Annotated in this window: 16 protein-coding genes; 8 read left to right on the forward strand and 8 right to left on the reverse strand. The window is 39.9% G+C overall.

Annotated elements, in window-relative coordinates:
* Window positions 1–132 precede the first annotated feature (132 nt).
* The 6 genes from JOE23_RS14965 to JOE23_RS14990 form a co-directional block, all read right to left on the reverse strand.
* Window positions 133–798: a hypothetical protein gene (locus tag JOE23_RS14965; RefSeq protein ID WP_204439646.1), complete on the reverse strand. Its 666-nt coding sequence runs from the start codon at window positions 796–798 to the stop codon at window positions 133–135.
* Window positions 773–2,902: a hydantoinase/oxoprolinase family protein gene (locus tag JOE23_RS14970; protein WP_204439648.1), complete on the reverse strand. Its 2,130-nt coding sequence runs from the start codon at window positions 2,900–2,902 to the stop codon at window positions 773–775. Before JOE23_RS14970 ends, JOE23_RS14965 begins: the two co-directional genes overlap by 26 nt.
* 73 nt (window positions 2,903–2,975) lie before the next feature.
* The gene (locus JOE23_RS14975) at window positions 2,976–4,331 is read right to left on the reverse strand and encodes a citrate transporter (protein WP_204439649.1); all 1,356 of its coding nucleotides are present in this window, start codon (window positions 4,329–4,331) and stop codon (window positions 2,976–2,978) included.
* A gap of 385 nt (window positions 4,332–4,716) precedes the next feature.
* A complete protein-coding gene (locus JOE23_RS14980) occupies window positions 4,717–5,391 on the reverse strand; it encodes a GntR family transcriptional regulator (RefSeq protein WP_204439650.1) in 675 nt (224 codons plus the stop codon).
* A gap of 188 nt (window positions 5,392–5,579) precedes the next feature.
* Window positions 5,580–6,251 (reverse strand): AroM family protein, encoded by a 672-nt coding sequence (locus JOE23_RS14985; protein ID WP_204439651.1) that lies wholly within the window; start codon window positions 6,249–6,251, stop codon window positions 5,580–5,582.
* 95 nt (window positions 6,252–6,346) lie between these two features.
* Window positions 6,347–7,954: an ABC transporter substrate-binding protein gene (locus JOE23_RS14990; protein WP_204439652.1), complete on the reverse strand. Its 1,608-nt coding sequence runs from the start codon at window positions 7,952–7,954 to the stop codon at window positions 6,347–6,349.
* 249 nt (window positions 7,955–8,203) lie between these two features.
* Between JOE23_RS14990 and JOE23_RS14995 the strand changes: the two genes are divergently transcribed.
* The 8 genes from JOE23_RS14995 to JOE23_RS15030 all read left to right on the forward strand — a co-directional run bounded on the left by JOE23_RS14995 (window position 8,204) and on the right by JOE23_RS15030 (window position 16,089).
* Entirely contained in the window at window positions 8,204–9,169 is a 966-nt protein-coding gene (locus JOE23_RS14995) for an ABC transporter permease (protein WP_204439653.1), read from the forward strand.
* Between the two features lie 2 nt (window positions 9,170–9,171).
* Entirely contained in the window at window positions 9,172–10,065 is an 894-nt protein-coding gene (locus tag JOE23_RS15000) for an ABC transporter permease (RefSeq protein ID WP_204439654.1), read from the forward strand.
* Window positions 10,066–10,085: 20 nt separating this feature from the next.
* Window positions 10,086–11,111, forward strand: coding sequence for an ABC transporter ATP-binding protein (locus JOE23_RS15005; protein WP_204439655.1), 1,026 nt, complete (start codon window positions 10,086–10,088; stop codon window positions 11,109–11,111).
* A complete protein-coding gene (locus tag JOE23_RS15010) occupies window positions 11,095–12,063 on the forward strand; it encodes an ABC transporter ATP-binding protein (protein ID WP_204439854.1) in 969 nt (322 codons plus the stop codon). The genes JOE23_RS15005 and JOE23_RS15010 overlap by 17 nt, the downstream gene beginning before the upstream one ends.
* A gap of 17 nt (window positions 12,064–12,080) precedes the next feature.
* Window positions 12,081–13,016 (forward strand): DUF1177 domain-containing protein, encoded by a 936-nt coding sequence (locus JOE23_RS15015; protein WP_204439657.1) that lies wholly within the window; start codon window positions 12,081–12,083, stop codon window positions 13,014–13,016.
* Window positions 13,017–13,027: 11 nt separating this feature from the next.
* Window positions 13,028–14,296, forward strand: a complete 1,269-nt coding sequence (locus JOE23_RS15020; RefSeq protein WP_204439660.1) for a M20 family metallopeptidase — start codon at window positions 13,028–13,030, stop codon at window positions 14,294–14,296.
* 90 nt (window positions 14,297–14,386) lie between these two features.
* Window positions 14,387–15,157 (forward strand): IclR family transcriptional regulator, encoded by a 771-nt coding sequence (locus JOE23_RS15025; protein ID WP_204439662.1) that lies wholly within the window; start codon window positions 14,387–14,389, stop codon window positions 15,155–15,157.
* Between the two features lie 5 nt (window positions 15,158–15,162).
* Entirely contained in the window at window positions 15,163–16,089 is a 927-nt protein-coding gene (locus JOE23_RS15030) for an aminopeptidase (RefSeq protein ID WP_204439664.1), read from the forward strand.
* A 944-nt stretch (window positions 16,090–17,033) separates the two neighbouring features.
* Here the strand turns inward: JOE23_RS15030 and JOE23_RS15035 are convergent.
* Together JOE23_RS15035 and JOE23_RS15040 are read right to left on the reverse strand one after the other, a co-directional pair.
* Entirely contained in the window at window positions 17,034–17,639 is a 606-nt protein-coding gene (locus JOE23_RS15035; protein ID WP_204439666.1) for an ABC-2 transporter permease, read from the reverse strand.
* Entirely contained in the window at window positions 17,632–18,498 is an 867-nt protein-coding gene (locus JOE23_RS15040) for an ATP-binding cassette domain-containing protein (protein WP_204439669.1), read from the reverse strand. The genes JOE23_RS15035 and JOE23_RS15040 overlap by 8 nt, the downstream gene beginning before the upstream one ends.
* Between the last annotated feature and the right edge of the window lie 5 nt (window positions 18,499–18,503).

Raw genomic sequence — 18,503 nt, forward strand, 5'->3', positions numbered from 1 at the left:
GGATTTACTTTTTTTACAGCAAGCTTATTATTTGGATTGTTCTATTATAATAAGAAAATCCCGCCCTGTTACAAAAAGCATAGCTCCTCGAAAATTATTCTTTTCGAAGAGCTTCTTTTTATAACTTAACCTTCATTGAATAAGTTGTTGATACATTTCTCCAGCCCGTAACGGATTATAGGCATAAATTAATAGAAAATCCAAGACAAACGGAGAAAAATCCAGTCCATTCATCTGTTTTGAAAAGCTCATCGCTGCAATCTCACTAGTTGCTCTAATCTGGCTACGATGCTTGTAGAAAAGAAAACGCCATAGTGTTACCTGCTTCGCTTGCGTGTAAATGTCTTTCTCATTGCTTTCAATATGATGAAAAAGCTCGTGCGCTAAAATAATATCAGGTAAATGTGTTGTTGAAAATAGTGAGTAGGCATTAAGCAGTTGCCTTACCTTCGCAATAGGTTCAGTCATTAGCGTTATCGTCCTCGGTGGTGTGTATATTGCATAGGCAATTCGGTTAGTCATTTGTCCAGAAGCATCGGATTCTACCTTTAAGTGATAACGATCTGCTAGCTCGGTAACTGTATGATCACCATGCGTTTTCTTTACATGCTCAGCCCAATTATAGCCACAGATGATTGCCTCATTAATAATGTGCTGCTTCTCCACCTTTGTGAGCTTACTTTTCCACACAACATCCTGTTCAAAAGCGTAGAGCCCCCACTTCAGATCGGACATCGACCTTAAATCCTCAAGCATTTGGCTAAAAGACTGTTTAGGTTTGTTTAATATTTGCGGCAATGATCATCACCTCTTGGGATTGATCTAACGTAGCTACTTCTAATTCTGTTAAAAGCTTGAGTTGATCAAAGTCTGTGGCTGAAAAATCCGTTACCTTAGCGCCAAGACACAGATAGAAGTCAGGTCGAGCGATGAGCTCGGTTTGATAAACCGCCATCTCCTCCCATAACCTCTCCAAGTCTATCAAATAGTTTTCTACACATGTAAGGGTACACATGGCATGACCACGTTGAACCTTAATAAAGCCTTTTTTATCAATAATTCGGATCGCCCCAGGTTTATTCTCTTTAACAATTTCTCCATACACGTAAAAGAACTTAGTTGAAGCAAGGAGCTTTGTTTCTTGCTCAACAAGCCTCATATCTTCTGCAGCAATTTCTCTCGCTTGCTCTGCGTCAATCTCTTTTGTTAAATCAGTCGCTTTGACTTCAGTTGAACCCGTTGCAATAGCCGTTACCTTTGACGTTTGCGGGTCAATCTCTACATGGACCTCAACTGATTCTGGCGTGGCTCCAGATTCAATGGCTTTATTAATGGCTTCGTTCTTAATAAAACGGATATCGTCGGTACTTGGAGATGGCATGATTCGTTCGACAACGTCCCTAACCATAGCTAATGCAACGCCAATCGAGGAAACAACCTCTGCATGCTCTGGAATCGAATACTTCACACCCATTTTTTCACTAAAATAGACAATGAGAGAAGCAGCTCCCCCGCCTACACCAACGAGAGAAATCTGATCTTTTTCAAGCTTATACTTATCAGCTAATTGTAAAATGATCGGTGCAATCTTTGCATAAGCCTTCGCCATAATCTGCTTAGCAATATCTTCAACGGTGGTATCACAATAATCTGCTAAAACTTGCAGAGCGCGTCTTGCAGATTCAACATTGCCATAGGAAAAGTGCTCTGGCTTTACTAATCCAAGTACATTGGCCGCACATGAGTTGGTAATGGTAACTTCCTCGCCATCCTCGAGCACAACCTTAACATAATCAGCCGGATCACCCTCCTTTGGGGAAAAGAAGACAAGCTGTGGTTGCTTAATTTTGTTCGTTTCTGTAAATACAGCATAATCGAGTCCGGCAATATGAGCAGAGCGTGGACCGACGTCAACGATTCCTGATTCATCTGCTCGAACCATTGATCCCCCCGCTACACCTAACACCCTAACATCAAGAGAAGATATATAAGTAGAGTGCCCACCCACTATTGAATAATCGATTGCTGGACGTCCATTTTTAATCACACCGATATTTGTTGTCGTCCCACCTACTTCAAAATAAATACCATTTGATGCCCTCAAATACATCAGCGATCCCATTACAGACGCTGCTGGACCAGACAGCATGGTGAGCACAGGACGTTTTTTCATTTCATTAATCTCCATTACACCACCGTCACCGCGCATGATCATCAATGGCACATGAACGCCCGCGTCTCGCACAGATGACTCTGTTGACGTAGCTGTATCTAACATTTTAGGTAAAATAGAGGCATTAATAACGGCTGTCCGGGTTCGTCTTGTCAGACCATAAAGCTTTGTCATATCAGAAGCCATTGTCGTTGGCATCCCTTGATTTACTGCAGCTCGATAGACTAGTTGCTCTGGTTTTCCATCATCAACCCCAAAAGCCATCGAAGATACTAAAACCTTTGCCTGCTCGCCCTTAAGGCGTTCAATCGTTTCTTCCACTTTGTTAACCGATAAGCTTTTTAAAGGAAGAAAAGCATTAGCAACATGAATATGCTTGTGATTTCCTAAATCAATATTTGAAATGCGCAGCTGACGTTTAGCTAGAAAGCCCTCAACCCCTCCCTTAGACATGCCAATAACCCCAACCTTAGCTACATCTCCTTCAATCAGGGCGTTGGTCGCTTGGGTTGTGGAATGTGCCACAAAGACTACATCCTCAGGATCAATTTGATTCTCTATTAAGCAATTCTGAAAGGATTGCACGACGCCAGCAGCCACTCCTCTGCGATCATCATGGGTCGTTTTCACCGATGATTTCCCAATAATTTCGTGAGTAGCGTTATCAATCGCTACAGCCTTTGTATGCGTTCCACCTACATCTATCCCCATTCTTACTAGTCGTTTCATGAATATGTCCCCTTACTTGTTTAGGCACACGCCCTAATTTTCTGGAAATCCTCGCTATCTGGTATGGCTAAAGCTAATTTGTTAAGCTGCCTGATATATATAGAAAGTAAACCACGGCACACATGATAATACCGATAATCCAACCCGTTGGAATCGACCGTTTCATAAAATCACGTGAAGACACTTTTGCATAGCTTAGCCCCCAGGCCACCCAAGATTGTGTGATGTCTAAATGCTGGGGTCCAACTGTTGTGATTGCGAATAACGGATAAAGAAATTGAACGGGCAAGGCTGGGTTTGCTGCTAATATGACGGCTAAAATAGCGGAGCCACTCCCAACTAAATTCATTGGTCCACGGAAGAATCCAAGTGGTGTAAGCACTGCAAAAACAACCGCTAGCGCAAGGATGCTAGTAGGTATGACATTCCCAATTATTGCAGTAAAATAAGGCGCTGCATAAACGGCTGCATTATTAAACATGGACAAGGTTAAAAGGAAGCCAACCATAGGCGCAACATCGACGGCACCATCGGTGAAAAGCTTGGCAAATTTTCGACAAATCTCTTTATAGCCACCTTTCAGCTTGCCAGTTGTCGCCATCGCGTAAACACCTGCCACAATAAACCCTAATATAATGGGGATGTCGAATACGACAACACCAACAACAGGAAGAACAACCGAAACCCAAGAAATAGCGGGGGCATTTTCTGTAGTAACAGTCTCATGCATATTAACTGCCCATGCATACGCTTTCTTTTTATTCATTGATAAATTAGCAATAACCAACACGACAACTAAACTGACAATCATTCCTGTCATACCAACAAGAAAATAATCATTGTATGTGTAATTTTCTGCTGCAGGGTTAAATCCTGCATAAATCGTTTGATATTGAATGAAATTAACAATGTTAGCAAAGATCCCTGCCATAATCGATCCCATAAAGCTAAAGAGTGCAATGGGTCCAGGTATCCCTAAAGAAAGTAAGATTGGTATGACAATGACCGCGATTGAAATGACAGGCCCGATCCCAGTCATGGACATAAAGATAATGGCAGTAATAACACAAAGAAGCCCCATTGTAATACGCGGTTTGTCGCCACCTAGCTCGACTACCTTTCGAATTAATGTTGCCGCAATACCCGTCTCTACTAATATCCTGCCAAAGAAAGCCCCGAAAAACACATTAACCAAAATAGCACGCGCATAATCACCCGGCCCATTTGCAAAAACAGAGGTTAGCACATCAATTAGAGATTGCCCTTCCATTGTAGCAGTCGGGACTAGCCAATGGCCAATTAAAGCAAGCACTACCCAAATCGTTGCCATAATGGCAAATCCAACCATTAGGTTAAAGCCTTTAACACAGTACCAAACCATTAAAAAGAAAGAGGCAATAAATAAAATACCAATAATAATTTCAACCAATTCAAACCCTCCATTTTTAAAAAGCTTTGATCGAATACCAGCTAAATTTTGTGCTTGATTTCACATATATAACGAAAATGAATTGCTTTCATTGATAGTTAGCTCTTCTTAGATCACCACCTAACAAAATTGTTAAATTTTTCATAAACTGATATATCAGTTTGCAGTTTAAGTATAGCGCTTACATTTAAAAAATCAAGGTTTTTTTTGTAAATTATCTTTTCATTTTTTACATATAGCGGGCATTTTTTTATAAATGCTGCATAAGTACACTTGTTAAGTATTGGAAAGTACAGACTTAATTGCGTCAAGAAGTTGCGACAGTAGAGTTATGAGGATTAAAAAACCTTAATCTAAATAAAGCATAGACTAAGGCTAAAGGATCTTATAGATTTCCATCTGAAAAGTAGGAAGGATAGTGTTCCAACAGACTTTGTTCTTCTTCGGTCATCTCATGCAAATGAAGCGATAATAAAAAAGAGCTTTCTTCTAAATTTTGCTCAATGATCGCGTTTAAAATCGCACGATGCTGCTCTATGATATGTTCCCACTCCTTCGATTTTAGATTAAGGCGAAGCCAGCGAAAACGATCTAAATGCACATTGTTAGCATCAAGCCATTCCCAAATTTCTTCTTTACCAGCAATCTCAAAAAAAGATTTATGAAAAACGTTATCCAACTCAAAAAATTTATACTTATCTTGTTCAAGCATAGCCTTCTCTTGCTCTAACAGGATTAGCTCTAGGCTATTCTGTACCTCATTTGATAAGCCTGCGCAGCATTCCATCGCTATTAAACGCTCTAAATTTTCACGGACAAAACGTGCATTAGCAGCCGATTTTAGATTTATTTTTGAAATATATGTTCCACTTTGCGGAACGGCATAGATCAATCCATCTTTTCGAAGCTGAATAAGCGCTTCACGAATGGGGGTGCGGCCAATTTGCATTTGCTGCTCTAATTGCTTCCAGGACACTTTAGTCCCGGGTTTCAAGACATCGTAAAGAATCTGTTGCCTGATCTCTCTATAAGCTTGTTCAAATAGGCTTATTTCTTCCATAGTAGCAGCCTTCCCTCTCTTTTTGAACGTTAATTTACAGTTACATGCATTGTCATAAGCTATTATAACAAATCATCATCTAGAAAAAGAAGTCTATTTTTCAATAGCCTGAATGCGCTTAAATTAATGCATCCATTCTTTTATATTAAAAGGACGCAAGCGATGGCTCTTTTGCGTCCTTTTACATCTTATACAATTTCCGCTGCATTTTGAAAAACAATATTTCGGGATAACACAACTGGCTTAGTGGTATGTTTACGCACTAGCTCTTTCATTGCTTTTGTATAGCCAATGCAGTCTAACACAATGGCTTGAACATTTGTGTGCTCTAACTGCAAGACCGCTTTAACCAATGCTTGCTCCGAGAAATCATAAGGGGAACAAGTGGCGCATACTGCTTGAAACCCTGCCTGTGACCATTTTTGTTTAATGGATTCTTCTTGCTCCTTTAGCGGAATAATGACCCCCATATCTCCTTGAGTTTTAAATAAACCCTGAGCAACGTGATTCAGAAGATGGTCAGGATAAATGATTGGTGCTTGTGATGAAAATGGTTTAAAAGCACCTGTACATGCTAAAATAATGAGGTCAATGCCATCTTTATTTAGCTGGCTAATGATCGCCTGAACGATCGGGATAATTTTTTCTTTTGCCATGACAGCTGGCATGCCATCACGCTTTTTAGAAACTAAGGTTGTCTCATTTAAACCAGGCTTTAAACTTGCTAAGCGATCATTACTTACATCATCTAGCACCCCTCGTTGAATAAACGCCACCTCATCTGAGAAAAAGCGCTCAACCTCAGGAAATAGATCCTTTCTTGGTGCTTGACCAATGGTGATGATACCTACCTTTTTCATCTCCATTCACCCTCCTTTAATCTAGATAAGATTCTAAGAAACTGTTAGCGTAAACGTTAAAAGAAGCAGGTATAAAACCCGCTTCCCTCAACTTTTTATTCATCGATTGATATATTAACGCCATTTGGACTAACGACATGGATTGAACCATCTGCTGACAAGTGAAAACCTTTAACCTTTGGATTAATACCCATAGCAATATCTAGATTGTCAAATTCAATGGTCGCATAATCATCCATAATCTCAGATACGGCTTCTTGGTAGAGCGCAGCACGTTCTTCTTGGTCTACCGTTTCGGTAAGCGCTCGATCAAGTAATTCGTCTACTGTATCATTTTCATAACCTTTACCATTTCCGTTCGAACCATGTTGGTTAGAGTGGAAACGCGGGTTAAGGAAGAAGTACGGATCCGGGTACCATGACCAACCGCCAATATTCATCGGTGCATTATTACTAGAGACCGTATCGGTCAGCGTTCCCCATTCTGAAACTTGAATATTGACATCAATATTTAAGTTCTCTTTCATCTGGTTTTGAAAAATCGTTGCATAATTTGTTCGTGTTTCTAAGACATAAAGATCAATTTCAAATCCACCCGCATATTCGGTTTCGTCTAAAATTGACCGTGCCTCTTCTGGATCATAGTCAGCTTTTAGCGTTTCAAAATCATCATCATAGCCCCATGAACCTTGTGGCAATGGACCATTAGCTACCGCTGCTCCTCCCCATTGATGAACACCTTGAACAATTTCTTCTATATCTGTCGCTTTAAAGATCGCTTCTCTTACTAAAGGATCTGCTGTTGGTCCTTCTTGATAATTCATATCTAAATAAGTAATCGATAGACCTGGTGTCGATAGTAATTCTAAATCGGCATCTTGATCAATGACCTCTCTATTTTGCCCTCTAATATCAGTGGCTACATCAATATCTCCTGATCGCAACGCATTCGTCATCATTGCTTGATCTGTAATAAATGTATAAGTAACCCCATCAAGGTTTGGTTCTTCTCCCCAATAATTATCATGTTTGACTAAATCGACTTGTTGATCAGTTTGCCAGTTCTCTAATATAAAAGGTCCCGTTCCAACTAAATGGGCACCAAACTGATCGCCCCAACCTTCAACTTCTTCTTCAGGAACAATAATATTACCTTGGTCAGTAAGCATCGCAAGTAACGCAGAATTCGGCTCCTCTAAATGAATAACGACTTCAAATTCCCCCGTCACTTCAACGCTTTCCACACCAGACAAACGATTTTGTGCAGACGTTTCTGCAGAACGTTCCAAGCTATATTTGACATCTTCTGCAGTCATTAAGCGACCATCTTGATATTCACCCGGTTGGAAGTAAACATCTTCTCTTATTGTAAATGTATACGACATCATGTCATCAGCCGCTTCCCACTCCGTAGCCAAGCCGGGAACAAAGCTTTGTAAATCTTGATCATAGACGATAAGCGTATCTGCTATCGCGCGCATGATTTGCGACTCGTATACCCCTGTATAAAGCGTAGGATCAAGTGTCGCTGCATTGGAGGATAGTCCAATATTCAAAACCCCACCACTCGTTACTTCTTCTTCATCTGATGTACCGCCGTCGCCAGTCTCTTCCGTATCATTTGATCCGCATGCTATTAGCACGAGCATAAACGATACAAGTACAAAAGTTAAAAATAAAAACCGATAAGCTTTTCTTTCCATTCCATGATGCCTCCTTTTTGTCGTTTGGTTCATATAGTGATACAAAAGTTCATATAATGAATACATATTACCTTACCATACGATCATTCACTTGTAAATATTAATTTTTAGAAAATTTAAAATAGTTGTAAAAGTGATTATTTTTTTCTCGACATGCTATTTACATTGATAAGATTCGATGGTAACATCTTTAATAATTCATATAATAAAACAATAGTTCATATAATGAATCAAAAGGGGGGTGCTCATTTGAAGAAATTTCTAATAAAACGTATTTTTCAGCTCATTCCGACTTTATTTATCGTTGCTGTGATTGTCTTCTTTATTACACGGATGCTACCGGGTGATCCTGCGGCGGTAATGCTCGGCCCACAAGCGAGCGCCGAAGATGTTGCTGCCTATTCAGAACGATTAGGTTTAAATGATCCTTTACACCAGCAATTTTTTGACTATTTAGTCAATTTAACGCGTTTTGACTTTGGCAATTCACTTAATTATAACCAACCCGTTGCGGATTTAATTATGGAACGTTTTCCAAACACTATTATTCTAGCTGTTAGCGCCTTAATCCTTGCCATACTCATCGGTGTTCCTGCTGGCATCCTTGCCGCTAAAAAACAAAACACCTTCATTGATTATATCGTCACTACCCTTTCACTCGTTGGCGTTTCAATGCCGATTTTTTGGTTAGGCGTCATGTTAGTTCTATTATTTAGTGTCAACCTTGGTTGGCTGCCTTCTACAGGCATGGGATCTATTAATGAGGGTCTATGGCCATTTCTTAGACATCTTATTTTACCTAGCCTTGCGTTAGCTACGATACCAATGGCTGAATTTGCAAGGGTCATTCGCTCGAGTATGCTAGAAACTCTATCAAATGATTACATTAAAGCTGCTCGATCAAAAGGTTTAAAGGAAACCATCGTGATCTATAAACATGCATTGAAAAATGCATTGACCCCACTATTGACCGTTATGGGCTTGCAATTTTCTAAACTACTCGGTGGAGCTGTTCTTACTGAAACGATTTTTAGTTGGCCAGGGATGGGATTATTAATCGTTAATGCGATTGATCGTAGAGATTTCGTTGTCGTTCAGGGGTCTGTCATCTTTGTCGCGATTATTTACGTCGTGATTAATTTAATTGTCGATATTCTCTACAAAGTCGTCAATCCAAAGATCAATTTAGATGATCCGCATGGAGGTGGTAATTAAATATGGAAACGATTAATGAAATTGAGCAAAGCAAAGAACTACAATATATACAAGCAAAACGCGAACAATCCTTTTTGCGAAAACTGTTGCGAAACCGATTTGCTGCTTTAGGCTTAGTGATTATCTTCATATTAATCATTACCGCCATTTTTGCACCTTGGATTGCAACACACAGCCCTAATGCCATGGATGTATCAAAGAGCCTACTAAGTCCTGGTCAACAAGGGCACTTACTTGGCACAGATAGTTATGGTCGTGATACATTTAGCCGCATCGTTTATGGTTCAAGGATTTCATTAATTGTAGGTGTGTCTGCCGTCTTATTTGGTGCCATATTTGGCTCATTACTCGGGCTAATATCAGGATATGTTGGCGGTCGGACAGATTCAATTATTATGCGAATGGTCGATGGGATGATGGCTTTCCCTTTTATCCTACTTGCCATCGTGCTAATGACTGTCTTAGGCCAAGGATTAGTCAATGTGGTGATTGCCATCGGCGTATCCAACATTCCGGGTTTTGCTCGGGTATTTAGAGGCCAAGTGTTAAGTGTAAAGGAAGCAGAGTATATAGAAGTAACTCGATCATTAGGAGCAAAACACGGACGCATCTTATTTAAACATATTGTTCCCAACAGTATAGCGCCATTAATTGTTTATGCAACAATGAGCATCGCTGGAGCGATTATCTCGGAAGCCTCTTTAAGTTTCTTAGGACTAGGGATCGAACCCCCTACTGCCTCATGGGGAAGCATGCTTCAAGAAGGAAAAGACTTTCTTGTGCTTAGCCCGCAACTGGCAACCATTTCTGGTTTAGCCATTTTATTTACTGTACTTGGTATTAACTTATTTGGGGATGGTTTAAGGGACGCCTTAGATCCAAAAATGAAAGTCTAACTCAAAAAGGAGGTGAACGTATGTCAGAGCCATTATTAAAGATTGATAATCTACACGTTGAATTTAAGACCGGATCGATTATTACACGCGCTGTTAATGGCGTAACATTTGAACTTAATAAACAAGAAAACATCGGCATTGTAGGTGAATCTGGTTCAGGCAAAAGTGTAACTGCAACTTCAATTCTTCAGTTAATACCTAGCCCACCAGCCAAAATAGCAAACGGAGCTATCTATTTTAAAGGGAAAAATCTGCTTGAACTTTCTACTAAAGAGATACGTAAAATTCGCGGCAATGAAATATCAATGATTTTCCAAGATCCTTCAACGAGTTTAAACCCGGTTTTCACAGTTGGCAATCAACTGATTGAGACGATTCGCGCGCATAAAAAAGTCTCGAAAAAACATGCCAAACAAAAAGCAATTTCACTACTTGATCTCGTTGGTATTCCCGCTCCAGACAAACGCATTGATATGTATCCCCACGAATTTTCAGGGGGCATGCGACAAAGGGTGATGATTGCCATCGCACTCGCTTGTGATCCGAAAGTATTAATCGCTGACGAGCCAACGACTGCCTTAGATGTAACGGTACAAGCCCAGATTCTTAATTTAATGAAAGAACTTCAAGAAAAATTAGCGATGTCCATTATTATGATTACCCATGATCTCGGTGTCGTTTGGGAAACGTGTGACAAGTTGTTGGTTATGTATGCGGGGCGAGTGGTCGAATCTGCATCTGTCAAAGATCTATACCAGCAGCCTTTACACCCATACACATGGGGACTACTCGATTCTCAAATCTCTGAAGAGCAGAATAGTTCAGAGCCTTTAGCTTCAATTCCTGGTAGCCCACCTGACTTAAGTTATGAAATAAAAGGGTGTCCATTTGTTGAACGTTGTCCTTATGCGCAGGAGATTTGTTATCAAAAAACGCCTCAACTTAATGAGACGACACCAGGACATGCGGTCGCCTGCCACTTTCAAACCAGTGAACATCAACTAGAGAGAAAGGAGCGTGGATACAGTGATGGAGACACTACTTGAAGTTAATGAATTGAAGAAACATTTCCCTGTTTCTAATCCGATCCCTTTTAAAAAATCAACGCAAAGTGTAAAAGCGGTTGATGGGGTTAATTTCAACGTTTATCAAGGCGAGACTTTAGGTATCGTTGGGGAATCTGGCTGCGGCAAATCAACGATGGCTCGGCTCGTTAACCAATTAATTAAACCAACAGACGGCTCGGTTATTTTCAAAAAGCAAAATTTAGTCGACATGTCGGCTGAGAAGCTAAGACAAACGCGACAACAGATTCAAATGGTCTTCCAAGATCCTTATGCTTCTCTCGATCCACGCTTAAAAGTTGGTGAACTTATCGCAGAGCCACTTGTTATTCATCAAATAGGAGACCGAGCAAGTCAAAAACAGCGCGTTGAAGACCTACTAGAAATCGTTGGGTTAAATAAGCGATATGCTGATCGCTACCCTCATGAATTTTCAGGGGGACAGCGACAGCGCATCAATATCGCTAGAGCACTAACATTAAACCCAGAACTCGTTATATGTGATGAACCTGTTTCAGCCTTAGATGTCTCTGTTCAAGCGCAAGTCATCAATTTGTTAAACACACTGCAACAGGATTTCAAATTAACATATATTTTTATTTCACATGATTTAAATGTCGTCCGCTATATGTGTGATCGCATTGCCGTGATGTACTTGGGCCGTATTGTGGAGATCGGTACATTTGAAGAGATTTACTCGAATCCCCAGCACCCTTATACAAAGGCACTATTTTCGGCCATACCAAAAGAAAGTCCGTTTGAAGAAAAAGAACGGATTATTTTAAAAGGAACGGTTCCTAGTCCGTTAAATCCACCGTCAGGATGCCATTTTCATGAACGTTGCCCGGTGGCGATCGATATTTGCAAAACAAAAGAACCTAGAATGATTACAAAAGAAAATACACATCAAACATCTTGCCATTTAGCAGATTAGAAGTTGGAGGAATTCATATGTCATTAAAACATGTTATGGAAGTATACGATTTGATGGACGACATCAATGTTACTGGAGATAAGATTAAAGCTTATTTAACGACAATTAATCAACAAGGGACCATTAACGTGCAAACCATCTCAGGTGATAAAGGGAAAACAGATTTTATTAAAGTACGCATTCCAGGAAAAAATGGAAAGTCTAAACAAGGCACTGCACCTACGTTAGGCATTATTGGACGACTAGGTGGAATAGGTGCTCGTCCTGAGATGAACGGATTCGTTTCCGATGGAGATGGCGCATTGGCAAGCATGTCGGCCGCCGCTAAGTTATTAGATATGGTTAATAAAGGGGATCAATTAGAGGGAGATATAATTTTAACGACTCACATTTGTCCAGATGCACCTACTCAACCACATGATCCTGTTCCTTTTATGGATTCACCTGTCGATATTATGACGATGAATCAATATGAGGTAGATGGTGCAATGGATGCGATTCTATCGATTGATACAACAAAAGGCAATCAAATTATTAATCACCGTGGTTTTGCCATTACACCTACAGTGAAAGAAGGTTATATCTTAAAAATTAGTGAGGATTTACTTCATGTTTATAGCCAATCGGTTGGAAAACTACCCGTGACGATGCCGATTACCACTCAAGATATTACGCCATACGGTAATGATGTTTATCACATCAACAGTATACTTCAACCGTCTGTTGCAACAGATAAACCGGTTGTCGGCGTCGCAGTAACAACAGAAACTGCCGTAGCCGGTTGCGGTACGGGGGCCAGTCGTGTCACAGATGTGGAAGAAGTCGTTCGTTATTGTATTGAAGTAGCAAAACTTTACGGGCAGTCAAAATGCGCCTTTTATAATGAAAAAGAATTCAATCATTTAGAATCACTTTATGGCAAAATGACACACTTGCAAACGTTAGCCAATTAAGGAGGACTTAAATGACAACAAAACAAGCACTAAAAGATCAACTTATCCAAGAAATTGAAGATAATAAAGCTGACTTAATCGATCTATGTAGTCAGTTGATTAAAATCCCAAGCGAAAATCCACCTGGTGATTCAACCGAAATTACCAACTTTATTGACGACTATTTGAAAGAAGCAGGTACGCATAATTTATGGTATGAATCCGCTGAAAAAATGTATAACTTAGTTTCTACCATTGGATCAGACCCTAATGGAAAACACTTAATTTTCTGTGGGCATTCTGATGTCGTTCCAACTGGCGATCACAGTAAATGGGACTTCCCACCCACTTCTGGTGAGGTCGTTGATGGCTGGTTATTGGGGCGAGGCGCTAGTGATATGAAAGCTGGATTAGGTGGATTAATCTTTACCTTTGCTATGTTAAAAAAACTTAATATTGAACTTCCTGGACAACTAACGCTTGCCGTTGTCCCTGATGAAGAAACCGGTGGCGAATACGGCGTCCCTTGGCTGTTAGATAATCAGTTAATCGTAGGTGATGGTTGTCTGATAGCAGAGCCTTCATCGCGCTATAACCCAACCATCGGTCAAAAAGGATCCTATTGGTTTAAACTAAAAGTATTCGGTGAGCCTGGACATGGTAGCTTATCACCACTAGCTGGCCACAATGCCATTACAGATATGATCGATGCCATTAATGAAATCCGAAAATTATGGGAGTTAGACATTGAAATCCCTGAAAGGGTAAGACCTCTAATTGAAAAGTCTAAACGTTATATGCGTGAAGTAGAAACAGATAGAGAAGCTTTTCAACCCGTAATGGATCATGTGACTGTTAATATTGGTAAGATACAAGGCGGAACAAAATCGAATATGATACCGGAAAGTTGCGAAGTCGAGGTTGATTGTCGCCTACCTTTTGGCATCACTCAAGATGACGTCACCACATTTCTACATGAGAAACTCGACGCTTTAGGGATTAATTATGAAATCAGTCGGTTTGGCTTCCGCAGTAACGCAAATTCCACACGCGCCGACGATCCAGTATGTAAATCGATTATTAATAATATCCACTATGTAACAGGACATGAATCATACGGGGTAATGCAATGGGCTAGCAGCGATGCTCGTCATTTCCGTGAACATAACATACCGGTCTTACAATATGGACCTGCATACTTGCCTAGTATTCATGGTTACAATGAGAAAGTTCAAGTTGAAGATATCGTCCGCTGTTGTAAAGTATATATCGCCGCAGTCGTTGACTATCTATTTGACTAGCAGTTGATCATTTGTTGATTTTTCCAGGTGCATATATTAGCATTAATGAATATATGCACCAATTATGCTGCTACAAGGGGGAATGCTTACATGTTAAAAACATTGAGCCTATCACTAGACATTCTAAAAATGTTTACCAAAGAGAAACCCACATGGGGAGGAAGAGAATTAGCTGCCAAGCTCAATCAAAATCACACTAAAATTTATAGAATATTAGAAACGCTGGAGAAACATAAATTTTTACTGAAAAATAAGGAAACAAAAAAATATTCACTCGGCTTTGCAGTGTGGGAACTCGGGCATACCTTAACAGAGAACTTTCATATTAATGAGCTCCTTCATCCGATTCTAGAAAGAATCAGCACACAGACAAATGAATCCGTATTCTTAACCATTCATGACGGTGAAGAGGGTTTAACACTTGATGCTGTAGAATCACAAACAACGATACGCTTCTCTGTCTCAACAGGGAGCCGTACGCCTTTATATGCAGGGGCTTCTTACCGCTCCATCCTAGCGTATCTGTCAGATGAATTTATTGAACACTATTTAACTAGAAATCTCGTTAAATATACTGAAAAAACACTTATTGATCCTAAAGAGATACAAAATGATTTGCAGTTAATTAGAAAAAGAGGTTATGCGATCAGTGAAGGTGAATATACAGAAGATGTTGTCGCCGTTGCAATTCCACTCTTCTACAAAGAATCCATCTTGGGATCACTTACGATATCTGGCCCTCGCTTTCGGATTACCGATCACGAGATAGACGAATTTGTTCAAACGCTATTTGAAGCGAAACAAGAAATCCAATCTGTATTCGAAAGATACGGCACCCACTTTGGCCTATCAGCTATTTAAGGAGGATGATTAATTTGCATTTAGTGGATCGTGCAAAATCAGTACTTATACAAAATTTATCATTAAAACCAACTGAATCGCTTCTCATCGTTACAGATGATGAAAAGGTCGACATAGCTGAACTTTTTTATCAAGCCGGCTCACTTATTTCCAATAATATCGCTTTAATGAGAATGCCGACTCGAAACAAATCTGGCGAAGAGCCTACCGACTTAGTGCACTTACTTATGAAACAAGCGCACGCTGTGCTCTGTATAACCGAACACTCGTTAACCCATACTCAAGCACGCAAAGACGCTTCAGCACTCGGAGCACGGGTAGCAACCATGCCAGGTATAACATTAGATATGTTAGAGCATGGCGCGATAGCCGCTGATTATCATGAAGTGCAAACGCTAACGAAGCATTATTGTCAGTTACTCGAAAATGGATCAACTGTTACGATAAAAAAAGATGATACCGAACTGACTTTTTCTATTAAGGACAGACCAAGTATAAGTAGTACCGGTGTTTTTACCGAAAAGGGCCAGTCCGGCAACATCCCTTCTGGCGAAAGTTATATCGCTCCGATTGAAAACTCTGCTAATGGACAAATCTTAATTGACGGTTCGATTAGCAATATCGGTGTATTAAGTGAACCGGTGTTACTGACGATCGAATCTGGCCGGCTTGTTGATGCATCAGGCAACCAAGGGCAAGACCTATTGTCACTACTCGGAGACGGTGACGGTCGTACCATTGCTGAATTTGGCATTGGTACAAACAAAAAGGCGCGTTTAACTGGTAATGTGCTCGAAGACGAAAAAGTTTATGGCACCGTACATATCGCTTTCGGTAGTAACAAATCTTTTGGTGGAATAACTGAAGCCGGTGTTCACATTGATTGTGTCATTAAAGATCCACACGTATGGATTGATTGTCAAAAAATTTAATACTTAATAAGAGTAATGAGACAAAGAGTAGAGCTAATATTAAATATAAGCGTTGACTTTGAATATAGATTTTCGATTGATTATAAACCTTTCGTTTTAGACGCGCAGGTGAGCTACTCCCACAGGCGTCTACACATATCTCATCTGCTAAATAGTGCTTTATTTCGTGCGGCTGGACTTGACTCGAAAGCTAGTTGAGTTTGCACGAAAAGTGAGAAATTCGCACGAAAGCAGTTGAGATCGCATGAAAAGTAAGAAATTCGCACGAAAGCTGGTTACGTTCGCATGAAAAGTGAGAAGTTCGCATGAAAATTAGTTGCGTTCGCACGAAAAGTAAGAAATTCGCATGAAAATTAGTTGCGTTCGTACGCAAAATGGAGAAATCGCATTCAGTATGGACCCCCAGTCTAAGTGGAGATAAGTAAGGGGTGAGACTTCTGCGGGAATAGGATGAGCTGAAGATCCACTTGAGGCGTGATCTTTGCGACTCAAGTTAGCTGAAGCCATCCCCGCGAAAAGCGAACCCATTGCTTTTCGGAACGAAATAACGCTCTTAACGTGTGCGGCACATCCATGCAAAAGTAATCAACATGCATATTGAATACCGCGTCTATTGAACACAATCAAGGTTGAATAACCATTTTCAGTGTGCGGAAGTTGGGTAACTTAATATAATAATTTTATTTGGAGAGAGATTTTAATTTCCTTTCAACTAAAAATATCGAAATTTAAAATCCTGATAAACTTAGAGCGTTATTCAAAAGAGACAGCTATTCAATACTAAATGGCTTTAGACTTTTTAATAATATAATGATGATAGAAAGAACCATTCAGTAATTACATAGTACTTCGCTGAAGTTTCTTGTGCTATTCTCCCATTTTTTTGATACTTCATTGAGGATGACGTCCGATAGCCTGAATCGGACACCCAGTCGTAATACTTTTCAGAAAGCTTTTCTCTGGTAAATAAACGTCGTAATCCCCCAAGATATCGCATAGAGTATTATGACAATAACTGCCGCTCCCGTATACAAAGTGGGTACGGAGAATCTAGCAATAAAATCAGTAATTGCAGTTAGACGCTCAACTAAAAAAATCACAACCTGCGGCCCTATTCCTGCCAAAACGAGAAAACTGATGAGAACGACTGTAAAAATATGGCCTGATTTCAAAATATAAAATAATGGAAAGGTAAACGCTGCAAATAGTAAGAATAAGCTATTTCCCACCGCAATATCCTTCATCGTAAACGGTTCACCGAAAGCAAGTAATGCTAGACTTGTCAGCCCAATAGCTAAGACCATATAAACAATAGCACCAAGGTAGCGTGCTGCGATGATTTCCTTGCGTGTATAGGGTAAAGAATTTAACAAAATATTTGTTTCTGCTTTTTCATCATAGGCAAATGCATTAAACGGGATGAAAATACTAGCAACAAGGAAAGTCAATGCCGAATGCGATCCCATTATGATAAAGAATACGATAAAAGGAATATAGGTTAACAGATACTTCTTCTGTAATATAACATCACGTCTGATTAAATTAACCATGGTGTATACCCCCTTTTAAGTAATACATAATATCTTCTAGCGAGGCGCGTTCAATAACAACATTGTCACCGAAAATTTGTTTCACATCATTACTATTATCCGTTAATGCTTCAAAACCTGTTGATGCGCGACGAATATGCACAAATGCTTTTTCTGTGTCTCTATCCAGGAGATCCAGTTTCCCTTTAACGAGTGCATAATTTTCAGCCACGTCATGAACCGATTGGTTAAATATTAAGTCGCCTTTGTGGATAAATGCAAGATAATCTGCGATCCGATCTAGATCACTTGTAATATGGGTAGAGAAAAAAATCGTGCGATTACCATCTACCATCAATTCTTGCAGTAGGTCCAACAACTCTCGTCTGAAAATTGGATCTAAACCCGCTGTTGGTTCGTCCAGAATAATCAACTCCGCATGGTGTGACAACGCTATCGCCAATGACGCCTTCATTTGCATCCCTTTTGAGAAAGTTTTCATCGCTTTATTAAGTGGCAAATCGAATTGCTCTATATATTTATGAAATAATTTATCATCCCAGCGCTCATAAGCTGGTGCAACAATACGTTTTATATCTTTTAAATTCAATCCTTCAAAAAAAACATTGCCATCGTAAACAAACCCGATCCGTTCCTTAATCACCTTCTCATGCGTAGTATAATCCAACCCGAAAACCTTAACTTCGCCAGCATCTGGCTGTAACAAATTTAACATCATTTTTATCGTTGTCGACTTACCTGCCCCGTTTTCTCCCATGAATCCTGTTACAAAGCCTTGTTTTATTTGCAAATCCATATCTTCAACAGCAAATCCCTTGAATTTCTTCGTTACATTTTTTAATTCAACTACATTCCCCACCCGGT

It is taken from the genome of Amphibacillus cookii, from assembly GCF_016908375.1.
Lineage (GTDB): Bacteria > Bacillota > Bacilli > Bacillales > Amphibacillaceae > Amphibacillus_C > Amphibacillus_C cookii.

Excerpts from the sequence above, each read along its gene's own strand:
- JOE23_RS15020 (WP_204439660.1), top strand. The coding sequence starts at position 13,028 with ATGACAACAAAACAAGCACTAAAAGATCAACTTATCCAAGAAATTGAA.
- JOE23_RS15035 (WP_204439666.1), bottom strand. The coding sequence starts at position 17,639 with ATGGTTAATTTAATCAGACGTGATGTTATATTACAGAAGAAGTATCTG.
- JOE23_RS15015 (WP_204439657.1), top strand. The coding sequence starts at position 12,081 with ATGTCATTAAAACATGTTATGGAAGTATACGATTTGATGGACGACATC.
- JOE23_RS15025 (WP_204439662.1), top strand. The coding sequence starts at position 14,387 with ATGTTAAAAACATTGAGCCTATCACTAGACATTCTAAAAATGTTTACC.
- JOE23_RS15010 (WP_204439854.1), top strand. The coding sequence starts at position 11,095 with ATGGAGACACTACTTGAAGTTAATGAATTGAAGAAACATTTCCCTGTT.
- JOE23_RS14970 (WP_204439648.1), bottom strand. The coding sequence starts at position 2,902 with ATGAAACGACTAGTAAGAATGGGGATAGATGTAGGTGGAACGCATACA.
- JOE23_RS15005 (WP_204439655.1), top strand. The coding sequence starts at position 10,086 with ATGTCAGAGCCATTATTAAAGATTGATAATCTACACGTTGAATTTAAG.
- JOE23_RS14990 (WP_204439652.1), bottom strand. The coding sequence starts at position 7,954 with ATGGAAAGAAAAGCTTATCGGTTTTTATTTTTAACTTTTGTACTTGTA.
- JOE23_RS14980 (WP_204439650.1), bottom strand. The coding sequence starts at position 5,391 with ATGGAAGAAATAAGCCTATTTGAACAAGCTTATAGAGAGATCAGGCAA.
- JOE23_RS15030 (WP_204439664.1), top strand. The coding sequence starts at position 15,163 with ATGATTAATTTGCATTTAGTGGATCGTGCAAAATCAGTACTTATACAA.
- JOE23_RS15000 (WP_204439654.1), top strand. The coding sequence starts at position 9,172 with ATGGAAACGATTAATGAAATTGAGCAAAGCAAAGAACTACAATATATA.
- JOE23_RS14985 (WP_204439651.1), bottom strand. The coding sequence starts at position 6,251 with ATGAAAAAGGTAGGTATCATCACCATTGGTCAAGCACCAAGAAAGGAT.